Origin of the sequence: Mesorhizobium prunaredense (assembly GCF_900156895.1) — a bacterium.
In the GTDB taxonomy this organism is placed as follows: Bacteria; Pseudomonadota; Alphaproteobacteria; order Rhizobiales; family Rhizobiaceae; genus Mesorhizobium; species Mesorhizobium prunaredense.
In genome coordinates this window covers 127,474-139,903 of sequence record NZ_FTPD01000067.1, presented here as the reverse complement: position 1 = coordinate 139,903, position 12,430 = coordinate 127,474, and the positions used below count along the sequence as shown (strand labels likewise).

Genomic DNA, 12,430 nt, shown 5'->3' with positions numbered 1-12,430 from the left:
ATGTTGCTCCATGGAGGATGTAGCTATGAGAACCGCATTCGACTTTTCCCCGCTGTATCGGTCGAGCATCGGTTTCGACCGTATCTTCAACCTGCTGGAAAACGCGCCTCAGGCAGTCGAAACCTGGCCGCCCTATGACATCGAGCGAAGCGACGAGAACACCTATCGCGTGAGGATCGCCGTCGCCGGCTTTTCCGAGAACGAACTCGACATTAGCCACGAGCCGAACTTTCTCATCGTCTCGGGCGAGCGCAAGGAACAGGACGAGGTGGAATATCTCCATCGCGGCCTTCCGGTGCGCCCGTTCACACGGCGCTTCGAGCTTGCCGATCACATGACGGTCACCGGCGCCTCGCTCAACAACGGCCTGCTGACGATCGACCTCGTGCGCCAAGTGCCCGAAGAGATGAAGCCGCGTCGCATCACGATCGCCAAGCAAGACGGCGCGCCGAAGGCCGGACAAGTCGAGAAGCCGAAGCAGGCCGCCTGAGCGAAGGCGATCTCTGGCGTTCGCCTTTTGCACAACCAGTCGAGAAAGGAGAACAGCAATGGCTATTCGTGATCTCATACCCTGGGGCCGGGAGAACAGTCCAGTTCCCAGCTTCTATCGTGACGAGGACCGCGACCCGTTCATGGCGTTGCATCGCGAGATGAACCGCATGATCGACGACGCGTTCCGCGGTTTCGAAACGCGCATGCCGATGCTCAGCGGGTTTTCGTCGCCGCGCGCCAATTGGCCGAGCGTCGAAATCGCCGACGGCGAGAAGGAGATCCGCGTGACCGCGGAAATCCCCGGCATGGACGAGAAGGACATCGAGGTGCTGCTCGACGACGGCGTGCTGACGCTGCGCGGCGAGAAGCGCTCCGAGACCGAGGACAAGGAAAGGCACTTCTCCGAGCGGTTCTATGGCCGCTTCGAGCGCCGCATCCCGCTCGGCTACGAGGTCGAGGAGGACAAGGTGAACGCCGCCTTCCACAACGGCGTGCTCAGCGTGACGCTGCCCAAGACCCAGCGCGCGCAGACGAAGGCCAAGCGCATCGCCATCAGTGGCAGTGCCGCCAGCCCCGGCAAGAGCAAGCACTGACGACATCGGCAACCGGACGCGCAAGCCGCGCCCGGCTGCGCTCATTCGGTGGATACGCCGCCAGTTCCTGCTTGCAACTAGCCGTCCGCCGGCCGCCCGATACCTTGGAAGGGCAAGTCCAACCAGCATCAACTTCCGGCGGCGGGCTTGGTCTTGACGTTCTTCAGCGCGGTCAACAAATAGTCCTGCATCGTCGCCTGAAGGTTTGTCGTGGAGGTGCGCACTGCCGCCATCGCGTCCTTGACCGCCGCTTGGTCGAAGGGCGAAACCTGTTGCGCCGCCGCCAGATTGGCCCGCGCCACGCGCAGTTCGCGCAGTGCCGCCAAGGTGCGCGGACGGTTTGCGCGGCGGATGCTGCGGAACTCCTTCCTCACCTCGGGCGAGTAGGCGCCGGCGATCTCGGTGATCAGCCCACCCGCCGCCGATCCTTGGCGCAAGCCATGAGCCGCATAGCCGAGCAGGAAGAAGTTGCCGGCAAGCGAAAGGCCGAGCAGCACCAGCGTCGCCGTCCATAACAGGGAACGCCTCGTCAAAGCGAATCCTCCCCTGCTGCTGGATCGGCGGCAATGCCGGACAGGCCATCGCCAGACAGGCTATTGTCAGACAGCCCATTGTCAGACAGCCGCACGCCGGAAGCCAGCGCCAGAAGCTCCGAATCCTGCAGATCGTCTTGCAGCCGCGCCACCTGGTAGCCTGCCAGCGTCATGGCTACGAGCATGGCCGCGGCGCAAGCCGCCAGTCCGGCCGGCTCAAGCAAGAACCTCGGCAGGAATGACGACCACATTGACCTCCGGCTGGCATCGATGCGGGCCAGCACCTTGCGTGTCAGCGCCTGTTCGTCGCTGGCCATCAGCGCCGCCTCGAGCACGAGGCGATCGAGCGCGCGATCCGGATCGTCTTGCGGCGATCGGTCCGTTTCGCCCGTGACAAAGGTCCGTGCTTCCTGCCGGAAGGGAGCCGGCCAGGCCCCGACATCGTCGCCGAAGCGACGCTTGTTTCGTTCGAACTCGTCCCGTGTCATGAGGACTTCCTTTCCAGGTCTTCTGCCGCCATTGCCAAATGATCCCGCAAATGGTCCCTTAGCGCCCGCCGCCCGCGGACCAGCAATTGTTCCGCCGAGCCGGCGCTACCGCCCATCACCTCGGCGATTGCCGCGATATCGAGATCGCCGACGGCCCGCAGCAGCACGGCCATGCGCTGCCGCTCCGGCAGGCGCGACAGGCCGTCGCGGACAATCGCAAGCTCCTGTCGCGCGGCGGTCGTCGCTTCGGCACCCGGCTCTTGCGAGGCCACCTCATCCCGGACATCGTCGAGCCCGATGAAGGTCCGCAGCGCCCGCCGCCGGCGCTGGTCGATGCAGCGATTGGCGGTGATCCTGTACAGCCAGGTCGAGGCGCGTCCCCTGGTGGGGTCGAACCGTGCAGCCTGTTTCCAGATGGTCACGAACACCTCCTGCACCACATCCTCGGCGTCGCCGGCATTGCCGAGATAGCGCGCCGCAAACACCCGCAAGCCGCGGCCATGGCGGGCGATGAGCTCAGACAGCGCTCCCTGGTTGCCCGCCGCCACCCGTGCCAGCAGTTCGTCGTCCTCACGGGGTTCCTTATGCTGCACGGCGGCGGGCACCAACTGGCGAGGCTCCTGAACGTCAACGGCGCCAGCGCCGGGACCCGAAAACCGTGTTGCCGTCCGGGCCGGTGAAGCTGCCGGCCGAGCGGCCACGGAACGGCCCACGCGCCGACACCCGCTTGCCGGAGAAGGACTGCCCGTCCGGCCCGGTGCCAGAGTAGCTTCTGGCGCAGCGGTCAACAACGCCCGCGACGCATTTGGAACTCGACGTATAGCTGCCGCCATCGGGGCCGGTGCGCGTGGTCGAGCCGGTGTAGACGCCGCCCTCCCGGCTGACGCTGCGGCCGATCTGGCCGCCATGCAATGTCGGCCGTTGCCATTCCTCGGCGGCGGCCGGCACGGCAGCCGACGCGACAAGCATCGCGCCGAGGCAAAACAGATGAATCTTCGCTGAAGAAAGCATTTATTACTCCTTGATTATGTTGAAAAAGATTGGATCGATCTAGTTGAAGAAGGAACGTGATGAGATCGTCAGCCAGCGCGATCGGCAAAGAGCTTGCGAACGGCGGCGATCTCGTCCGCCGACAGCGTGCCGTCGCCATTGCGGTCGGCGAGGTCGAACAGCGGCATGCGGTTGCGGAACTCGTCCTCCGAGACCTTGCCGTCGCCGTTCGTGTCCATGCGCGGCCAGCGGTTGCCGAGCCTGGCTTGCGCCGCGTCGGCGCGGTCCATGATGGTGTCGCGGGCGCCTTCGATCTCCTTCTCGTCGATGACGCCGTCGTCATTGCGATCGAGCTTCGTGAACATGCGCTCGCGCGCCGCAAGCATCTCGTCCTTTGAAATCGCGCCGTCACCATTGGTGTCGACCCGTTGCAGGATGCGCTTGCCCGGCATGTCCTTTCCCGAAATGTCTTGCCCGTGCGCGGCGGAAAGCGGTACGAGCCCCAGAAGCAGGGTCGCAAAGAGTGCTGAACGTTGCATGGTGATGGTCCTTTCGCTGTCATTGGTCGCAAGCGGCGACTGCTGACCGATACGCAGGAGGGACGCTTCCCCTACGCTTGCCGGCGAAAAATTCTCACCCGCAGCCTGAGCAGCGGAACCTCCGGGTTCCTGCTGCGGATCGGGCGGCAACCCGATCGGACCCGCGCTCTCCGCCAAAGGCGCGGGCTTCATCTGTTCGGCCGATGCGCCAGACGGCGCGAAGGCCGCATATTGAGATATCTACGGAGCATTGAGTCGCAGCGTCGCTACCGTGGCGTTCCTGGCATCCAGGCAACGGAGCCCGCCATCCCTTGGGGTGGCGGGCTTTCGTTCAATTGTCGAACTTATCGGCCTGTCGGAGCCGAGCGAAAAGTCCTCGCCATCCGCTTCTTGTCGCCTGTTACAACAGCGGGCGGAGGCAGCCATCCGTCTCAGATCGCTTCGCGCTCCCGTTCCGGCGTGGCGACCAGCAAGGCCGCGGCGGCGTTGGCGGCGGCGAGGGCAGCCTCGACCTGATGGCCGCGGGCAAGGCCTGCCGCGAACGCGCCGACGAACTCGTCGCCGGCGCCATGGGTGCTGACCACTTTCACCGGAATGGCCGCCATCGCAAATGCCTCACCGTCGCGGCCGCAATAGGCAACGCCCTCCCCGCCGGCCGTGACGATCGCGGCCGGGTAGAAATCGATCAGCATGCGTGCCGCCTCGACAGCACCCTCGAGCGTATCGACGACCGCAATGCCGGCCAGGAATTCCGCCTCGATGGCGTTGACGATGACGATATCGGTAAGTGCCATCAGTTCGCCTGACAGTTTGCGGGCGGGCGCGGCGTTGAGCACGACGCGACCACCGTGTCTCCTCACCGCCCGCGCTGCGGCAATGTTGGCGGCTTCCGGCACCTCGTTCTGCAGCAGCAGCACCGCCGTTTGCGCAACCATTTCGATCGCGGCGTCCTTCTCACCCAAGGTGAGATTGCTGCCTGAGACGATCACCGCGCCATAATCGCCGCCGGCGTCGAAGATCGCCACGCTCATGCCCGAGCCGGCGCCAGGCGCGACCCGCACGAAGCGGCTGTCGACGCCGCAGCGCGCGAGATTGTCGACAAGCGCGCGGCCGAAATCGTCATCGCCGACGGCGCCAATCATTGCCGAGCGGACGCCGGCCCGCGCCGCTGAGATCGCCTGGTTGCCGCCCTTGCCGCCGCATTTCGGCTGCCAGGCACGGCCGGTCACGGTTTCACCCTTGCGCGGGCGATCGGGCGCTTCGACCATGATGTCGTAATGCAGGCTGCCGAACACGGTGACCAGCGGAGCTGTCATGTGCCCCAATCTTTCATGAGCCGCCCTTGTCCCGGCGTTTCGACGTCACCGCCGACATCGTGCGGCCGAGATTGCGCTCCGCCGCCTGATAGTCGCGCTGCGCCACCGCGACGAACAGCGCGTCGAGAATGTTGAGCTGGGCGATGCGAGCCGCCGCGTTCTCGCCCATCAGCGGCGAGCCCTGCGCCGTCGAGCACAGCACGATGTCAGCGATGGCGGCCAGCGGCGAGTTGTCGTAATTGGTGATGGCCAGCGTCCGCGCGCCGCTCTTGCGGGCGAGATGGATGGCATCGATGACGGCGCTGGTGTTGCCGGAATGCGAGAAGCCGACGGCGATGTCGTCGGCGCCGAGCAGCGAGGCCGACATCAGCATCATGTGCGAATCGTCGTAGACGGATGCGCGGATGCCGATGCGCAGGAATTTGTGCGAGACGTCGCGCGCGATCTGCGCCGAGCCGCCGACGCCATAGAAATCGCGGTTCTTGGCGCGGTACAGAAGATCGGCGGCGCGGTCGAAATCGTCCATGTCGAGGATCGCCAGCGTCTCCTCCAGCGCCTGGATCGAGGTGCGGAACACTTTTTGGACGATCTCGGCCGAACTGTCGTCGACCGACAGCTCCTGGTGCATTTCGGCGGTCGGCAGGCGACTGTATTCATAGACCGCGGTGCGGAAGTCGCGATAGCCGGAAAAACCCAGCTTCTTGGCGATTTTCACCACCATCGCCTCCGACACGCCGGCTTCTTCGGCGATCTGCTTGAGCGGAATGGTCTCGTCGAAGCCGCGCCGTCCGAAGACGGTTTCCACCACCTTCGCCTCGAGCGGCGTCAGATGCGGCATCATCATGCGGATGCGCGGTCCTACTGCTTTCAGATCCAGGCTGGTCAAGGTCATCCACGTCCCCTCGTCACGCGATCGATAAGCATCGCGGCGAGGATTATAAGACCAGTTGCCAGCAGCTGGTAGAAGGACTGGACATTCATCAGCGTCAGGCCGTTGCGCATGGTGCCGAGGATGACGGCGCCCAGAATGGTGCCGACGACGCTGCCCTTGCCGCCCATCAGCGAGGCGCCGCCGATGGCCGCCGCAGCGATGGCATCGAGCTCCCAGAGATTGCCGAGAATGGGTTCGGCGGCACCCAGCCGGCCGATCAGGATCTGTGCGGCAAGGGCCGCCAGCAGGCCCGAGATCATGTAGGCGGCGATCTTGGTGCGGGCGATCGGCACGCCGGCTATGTAGGCCGCCTCTTCATTGCCGCCGACGGCGAGCAGATATTCGCCGAACGGCGTCTTCTTGAGGATGATCCAGGCGATCAGCGCGACCACGGCCACGATGATGACCGCCAACGGCAATCCGAACAGCGAGCCGTTGAAGATGGCGCGGAAGCCGGCAGGCAGGCCGAGCACCGGATTGCCGCCGGTATAGATCAGCGCCAGTGCCCGGTAGGTGCTGAGCGTTCCCAGCGTGACGATGAAAGGCTGCAGCCCGACATAGGCGACCAGCACCCCGTTGAGCAGGCCGCAGACGAGGCCGATGGCGAAGCCGGCGGCGATGGCCAGCGGAAACGGCACGCCGGCAACCAGCATCGAGGCCGAGATGACGGCCGAAAGGGCTGCCGTCGGCCCGACCGACAGATCGATGCCGCCTGAGATGATCACCAGCGTCATGCCCAGCGCCAGGCAGGCGTTGATGCTCGACTGCTGCAGGATGTTGATCAAATTGCGCTCGGCAAAGAAGCCCGGGACCAGCGCGCCGAAGACGGCGAGGATCACCACCAGGCCGATCAGCGTGCCGGCATCGCGCAGGGAAAACCGGTGCAGGAATTCAGCCCGTGGGCGCGCTGCTGTGTGTTCGGTTACATCAGTCATCTGCTGGTCCTGTCCGTTATGCACCGACCCGATGGCCTGCGCCTTGCCGGCCTTGAGTCTCCGATTGGGGTATGGCGTGCGCCGCGATCGCCTGTTCGCTGAGATCAGCCCGGTCGAGTTCGGCGGCGACCGTGCCGTCGCGCACGACCAGCACGCGGTCGGCGAGCCGGATCACCTCGGGAAGCTCGGACGACACGACGATGACCGAATGGCCTTCAGCGGCGAGCTCCTCGATCAAATGGTAGATCTCCGCCTTGGCGCCGACATCGATGCCGCGCGTCGGCTCGTCAAACAAAAGGATGCGCGTTCCCGCCGCCAGCCAGCGGCCGATGATCGCCTTCTGCTGGTTGCCGCCGCTGAACAGCCGGATCGGCCGGTCGAGCAGGAACGGCCTGAGATTGACCCGCTTCATCTTCTCGGCCGCGACCCGTTTCAGCCTGGCGTGATCGATGACGCCGCGCGGCGCGAACACGCCCATCGAGGCCAGCGCCATATTGCTGGAGATCGACCGCAACGGCACGATGCCTTCGCGCTTGCGCTCCTCCGGCACCAGGCCGATGCCGGCGGCGATGGCGTCGCGCGGACTGGAAAGTTTGATCGCCTTGCCGTCGATCTCGACCCTGCCCGACGAAGCGCGGTCGGCGCCGGCCAGCAACCGCAGCAGTTCGGTACGGCCCGAGCCGACCAGGCCGGCAATGCCCAGCACCTCGCCGCGATGCAGGTCGAACGAGACGTCACGGACCTTGGTTGCCGAGGCGAGGCCACGCACGCTCAGCCTGACCTCGCTGGAGGCGTGCGAGCGGTGCTGTTCCTGGGCAAGCTCCCGGCCGACCATCATCGAAACGACGGCTTTTTCCGACACCTGCGCCAGATCGACGGATCCGACCACGACGCCGTCGCGCATGATGGTGGCGCGCTGGCAGATGCCGAACACCTCGTCCAGCTTGTGCGAGACATAGACGACCGCGACATCGTCGCGTGCCAGTCCGGCAATGACTTCGGCCAGCCGCTCGAACTCGCTCGGCGTCAGGCTCGATGTCGGCTCGTCCATCGCCACGATGCGCGCCCGATCGAGCAGCGCCCGGGCGATCTCGACGATCTGCCGCTGCGCGACCTTCAGGCTGCCGAGCGGGACTGCCGGATCGATCGTCGGATCGAGGGCGGCGAGGGCTTCCGCAGCGCGGCGCTCCTGCTCGCGGCGGGCGACGAAGATGCCGCCGCGCGTCAGCGGATGGCCGAGGAACATGTTCTGGGCGACGCTGAGATGCGGCACCTGCTGCAATTCCTGGTGGATCATGGCGACGCCCGCGGCGCGCGCGGCGACCGGATTGTTCAGCGTGACCGGTCTGCCGTCGATCAGCACGCTTCCGGCGGTCGGCCTGTAGACCCCCGACAGGATGCGCAGCAGCGTCGATTTGCCGGCGCCGTTCTCACCGAGCAGGCCATGGATTTCGCCGGCGCCGACCGAAAAGGACACATCGCTCAGCGCCCGCACGGCCGGAAACACCTTGGAAATGCCCTCGAATTGCAACCGCGGGACAGACATTGGTTCTATTCTCCAGGCAAAGGGCGCCAGCCGAAGGGCTGGCACCCGCAGTCCTGCCCTTAATTGCCCGCCGCAGCGTCCTCGAGCAGCGCCTTGCGCACGGCGTCGCCGGCGCCGGAATAGCGGTCGGCATTGTCCTTGGTGATCAGCGCCTGCGGCGTGGCGACGACGCGCGGCAGCTTCTGCCCGGCCACCAGCCGCAGCGCCGATTCCAGCGCCACCTCGCCGGTCAGCACCGGGAAACTATCGACGGTGCCGGTCAGCTCGCCGGCGCGGATCGAGGCATAGGCGTCGGAAATGCCGTCGGTGCCGAAAACGGCGACCTTATCCTGCAGGCCGGCGGCCTTGACCGCCTCGACGATGCCCAGCGCCATGCCGTCATTGTTGGCATAGAAGCCGATCAGGTCGGGGTGCTGCTGCAGGACGTTGGTGGCTGCGTCGTAGGAGGTCTGGCGATCCCAATTGCCGGGCACGCTGGCGACGACCTCGAACTTGCCGGCCTCGGTGATCGTGGTCTTGAAGCCATCGGTGCGCTGGACGGCGGCATAAACGCCGGCCTGGCCTTCGACGATGGCGACCTTGCCGCCATCCGGCCGGTTCTCGATGAACCATTTGGCGACGCGCACGCCATTGTCGCGCTGGACATTGCCGACATAGTGCTCGGCCTGCGGGATGACCGCGTCATTGACGTTGACCACCGGCACGTTGGCGGCCTTGGCCTGTTCCATGATCGGCTGCAGGTTGGAGTCGGTCTGCGGCGAGACGAGCAGCACGTTGTAGCCTTGCGTGACCAGGCCTTCGGCGATTGTCAGCTGGCCGAGCTGGTCGCCCTCGCTCTGCGCCGCCTGGTAGACGACCGGAACGCCGACGCGATCGCCCAACGACTTGTAGCCCTCACCCAGCGAGCGCCAGTATTCGTTGGTCAGCGTCTTGGAGACGGCGCCCGCCTTGGTGCCGTCGGGCAGCTTGGGAAACGCGCCGAACTTGGCCTCGAGCTGCGACCAGTCGATGCGGTCCTTCTCGGTGTCGGAATTGAGCGGCGCGAGGTCGGTCGAAAAGGCGGAGCCGATGGACAGCGCCATCAGCGCAGCGGTGGCGGTGGCAAGCAGAAATTTCATGGTCTTTCCTCCCTTGTTGAACGATTTTGAGGCCGAGCCTCAGCTGTCCGGCCCGAGCATGGCTTCCTGGATGATGGCTTGCGACGCGACCGCGTCCTGGCGGTCGATGGCGGTGGACAGGCGGTTGTCCCTTTCCAGTCGATCGACGACGCGCAGCATGCGCTTGACGGTGGCGATGTTGACTTCGCATTCGTGGACCGGATCGAGCCCGGTCATGTCGGGGAAGGTGTCGAAATAGATGGCGCCGACGTAGCCGTCGCGGCGGATCTGGCGGAGCAGCTCGATCGTCTGCAGCGTATGCACTGCGCCGACCATCAGGCCGTCGTCGCGCTTGGCGTAGCCGTCGTTGAGATGCACGCCCAAGAGCTTGCTGTGGCGCGCCACCAGTGCTGCGGCAAAAGCCGGCTGCTCGTCGGCATAGAGCACATGGGCGAAATCGAGCGTCACGCCGAGATTGGGCAGGCCGATCTCGCGGATCGCCAGCAATGTCGTCGCCGCGTCGGGCATCAGGCTGTAGGAACGCGGCTCGTTGGGCTTGTACTCCAGGCTGATCTGGCAGTCGGGATCATGCACTGCCACTTCACGAATTCCATCTATTTCGTGTTTCCACAGCGTCGCGTAATCGGCCTGGAAGGCATAGTCGAAGCCATCCTGCCCGAGCCACAGCGTCATCAGATTGGCACCCGCCTCACGCGCGGCGTCGATACCGGCCTTGGTCAGGTCGATGGCTTCGCGGCGAACTGCCGGATCCGGATTGGTGAAGGCGCCGAGCTTGAAGGCCGGATTGGAGTAGTAGCGCATAGCGAAGCCATTGATGGAAAGCCCGAGATCACCGAGCTTTTGCGCCATTTCCGCAGGTTTTTCATCGACATGATCGGGAAAATTGAGGTCGAGGTCGGTCAGCCCCGCAACCTTCGCAGCACGCGCCGCCATCTGCAGCATGGACGGCTTGCCGACAAGATCCGGCCATTCGGCCTGTGGCCGCGAGGCAAAGGAATTGAGGCGTGTGGCGAAACGATTGGCTGTCATGGATGACCCTTCGGTGGGCATAACTTCACATATTTTAGAATATTTGTAAAGTTCTTATTTTAACGTGAGTCCCGGGCTCAGCCGGACTGAACGCACCGAAAGCGGATTTCATGGCCGGCCCGGCCGTGTGCCTCAAATGATGCCGCCATGGCGGGCGGCAATCGGGAGATCGAACTGGCGGACTTGGTGATGAGAGGTCGACCGCCAGTCGAACTGGCAGCCGACAGGCGCCGACTATCAAGTAAATTTACACAGAGCAGTATCGCGGGTAAAATTGCTTGCAAGCGATCGGCGTCCCAAATGAAGGGCCCACTGACGATCAAGGTGCTCGGCGAATTGGTGGTCCTGCGGGACGCCCGGGAAATCGCGCTGCCACCGTCGAAGAAAACGCGCGCGCTGCTCGCCTACCTGGTGGTGACCAACCGGCGCCAGCGGCGCGACCATCTGTGCCAGATGTTCTGGGAGGTGCCAGACGATCCAAGGGCTTCGCTGCGATGGAGCCTATCGAAGCTGAGGCACAGCATCGACCAGGACGGTGATGGGGACTGCCTGAAGGCTGATCGAGACAGCGTGTGTTTCGACACCGCCAAGCTTGATGTCGATTTGCTGCAAGTCGCCCACATGACGGCGAACGAAGTGCGCTTGCTCGACATTTCACGCCTGGAAACCTTGGCCACCGTGTTCCGGGGGCGGTTCCTCGAGGACCTCGAACTGCCTCGTTGCCCCGTGTTCGAGGCTTGGCGCATATTCCACGGTGACGCGTTGGATCGCACCAGATCGATGATCCTGCAGGCGCTTGTCGAGCGGCTACGCAGCGAACCTGAACGGGCCCTTTCATATGCCCAAACGCTGCAATCTCTGGACGCGACCAATAAGCAAGTTTCATTGGAGATGAGATCACTCGCCGCTTCGGCTCTACAGCGGGCAACGCGACCGCGATCGGCGAGCGAGGAACTTGGGGAACAATTATCAGATGAAGATGGCCATCCCGCTCCCGGTGGTGGCCAAAATGAGCACCGGCGTTTCCAGGAGATACATTATTGCAGCAGCCCAGACGGCGTCCGGATCGCCTACGCGGTTTCGGGTGAGGGCCCGCCGATTCTTCGCGCCGCGCACTGGATGTCGCATCTGCAATATGAATGGGAAAGCCCAGTGTGGCGACACTGGATCGATTCGCTTTCGAGCAGGAACACGTTGATCCGATACGATGAGCGCGGCAACGGTCTCTCCGACTGGAATGTCAGCGACTTTTCCTTTGACGCCATGGTCACGGATCTGGAAAGCGTTGCCGACGCAAGCGGCATGAACCGGTTCCCGCTGCTCGGCGTCTCGCAAAGCTGCGCAATATCGATCGCCTACGTCGTCCGCCACCCCGAGCGCGTGTTGCGCCTCATTCTCTACGGCGGCTATGCAAGGGGCCGGCGAAAGCGCGGCGACACCCACCAACTCGATACCCATGAAGCTATGACCACGCTGATCCGTGAAGGATGGGGCAAGGACAATGCCGCGTTCCGCCAACTGTTCACCGAGGCATTCATTCCGGGTGCCAGCCGCGAGCAGATGGCCTGGTTCAACGATCTCCAGAGGCAGACCACATCGCCGCTCAACGCCAGCCTACTTCACTCCACTTTCGGCGACATAGACGTTTCGGCGATGCTTGCGCAGGTCACCGTTCCGACGCTGGTGCTGCATGCCAGGAACGATGCCGTGGTCCCATTCGACGAAGGCAAGGTGCTCGCGGCCGGCATACCGGGGGCGCGCTTCGTCGACCTCAACAGCGCAAATCATATCCTCCTCGACGACGAGCCTGCCTTCGCCGATTTCCTGCGCGAAGTCAGGTCCTTCATGGCCGGGCCCGAGTGACGGATCGGCTCGGCGGGTTCTTCTCTCCAGCCAGCAAATTTCAACGCTTCGGCCGCC

General features: G+C 64.4%; 14 protein-coding genes. 3 read left to right on the top strand and 11 right to left on the bottom strand.

The window, feature by feature from the left end:
- Positions 1-25 precede the first annotated feature (25 nt).
- Positions 26-490, top strand: coding sequence for an Hsp20 family protein (locus BQ8794_RS29895; protein ID WP_077382653.1), 465 nt, complete (start codon positions 26-28; stop codon positions 488-490).
- Positions 491-548: 58 nt separating this feature from the next.
- The gene (locus BQ8794_RS29890) at positions 549-1,085 is read left to right on the top strand and encodes an Hsp20/alpha crystallin family protein (protein ID WP_077382651.1); all 537 of its coding nucleotides are present in this window, start codon (positions 549-551) and stop codon (positions 1,083-1,085) included.
- A gap of 128 nt (positions 1,086-1,213) precedes the next feature.
- On the opposite strand, the gene BQ8794_RS29885 is transcribed toward BQ8794_RS29890, so the two are convergent.
- The 11 genes from BQ8794_RS29885 to BQ8794_RS29835 all read right to left on the bottom strand — a co-directional run bounded on the left by BQ8794_RS29885 (position 1,214) and on the right by BQ8794_RS29835 (position 10,510).
- Complete coding sequence (locus tag BQ8794_RS29885) at positions 1,214-1,618, bottom strand: periplasmic heavy metal sensor (RefSeq protein ID WP_077382648.1); 405 nt, start codon at positions 1,616-1,618, stop codon at positions 1,214-1,216.
- A complete protein-coding gene (locus BQ8794_RS29880; RefSeq protein WP_174654555.1) occupies positions 1,615-2,106 on the bottom strand; it encodes a hypothetical protein in 492 nt (163 codons plus the stop codon). The genes BQ8794_RS29885 and BQ8794_RS29880 overlap by 4 nt, the downstream gene beginning before the upstream one ends.
- A complete protein-coding gene (locus BQ8794_RS29875) occupies positions 2,103-2,711 on the bottom strand; it encodes an RNA polymerase sigma factor (RefSeq protein WP_077383472.1) in 609 nt (202 codons plus the stop codon). The genes BQ8794_RS29880 and BQ8794_RS29875 overlap by 4 nt, the downstream gene beginning before the upstream one ends.
- A gap of 22 nt (positions 2,712-2,733) precedes the next feature.
- Positions 2,734-3,117 carry a hypothetical protein gene (locus BQ8794_RS29870; protein WP_077382645.1) on the bottom strand — a complete coding sequence of 128 codons (384 nt, stop codon included), beginning with the start codon at positions 3,115-3,117 and terminating at the stop codon, positions 2,734-2,736.
- Between the two features lie 68 nt (positions 3,118-3,185).
- Positions 3,186-3,635, bottom strand: coding sequence for an EF-hand domain-containing protein (locus BQ8794_RS29865; RefSeq protein WP_077383471.1), 450 nt, complete (start codon positions 3,633-3,635; stop codon positions 3,186-3,188).
- Between the two features lie 431 nt (positions 3,636-4,066).
- Complete coding sequence (locus tag BQ8794_RS29860; RefSeq protein ID WP_077382642.1) at positions 4,067-4,951, bottom strand: ribokinase; 885 nt, start codon at positions 4,949-4,951, stop codon at positions 4,067-4,069.
- A 13-nt stretch (positions 4,952-4,964) separates the two neighbouring features.
- A complete protein-coding gene (locus tag BQ8794_RS29855) occupies positions 4,965-5,843 on the bottom strand; it encodes a MurR/RpiR family transcriptional regulator (protein WP_077382639.1) in 879 nt (292 codons plus the stop codon).
- Positions 5,840-6,817, bottom strand: coding sequence for an ABC transporter permease (locus BQ8794_RS29850; RefSeq protein ID WP_023799047.1), 978 nt, complete (start codon positions 6,815-6,817; stop codon positions 5,840-5,842). Before BQ8794_RS29850 ends, BQ8794_RS29855 begins: the two co-directional genes overlap by 4 nt.
- Before the next feature lie 16 nt (positions 6,818-6,833).
- The gene (locus tag BQ8794_RS29845; RefSeq protein ID WP_077382636.1) at positions 6,834-8,363 is read right to left on the bottom strand and encodes a sugar ABC transporter ATP-binding protein; all 1,530 of its coding nucleotides are present in this window, start codon (positions 8,361-8,363) and stop codon (positions 6,834-6,836) included.
- Between the two features lie 59 nt (positions 8,364-8,422).
- Positions 8,423-9,481, bottom strand: a complete 1,059-nt coding sequence (locus BQ8794_RS29840; protein WP_077382633.1) for a sugar ABC transporter substrate-binding protein — start codon at positions 9,479-9,481, stop codon at positions 8,423-8,425.
- A 39-nt stretch (positions 9,482-9,520) separates the two neighbouring features.
- Positions 9,521-10,510, bottom strand: a complete 990-nt coding sequence (locus BQ8794_RS29835) for a TIM barrel protein (RefSeq protein WP_077383470.1) — start codon at positions 10,508-10,510, stop codon at positions 9,521-9,523.
- Between the two features lie 300 nt (positions 10,511-10,810).
- Between BQ8794_RS29835 and BQ8794_RS36905 the strand changes: the two genes are divergently transcribed.
- Entirely contained in the window at positions 10,811-12,373 is a 1,563-nt protein-coding gene (locus BQ8794_RS36905) for a bifunctional AfsR/SARP family transcriptional regulator/alpha/beta hydrolase (RefSeq protein WP_244555157.1), read from the top strand.
- Positions 12,374-12,430 lie beyond the last annotated feature (57 nt).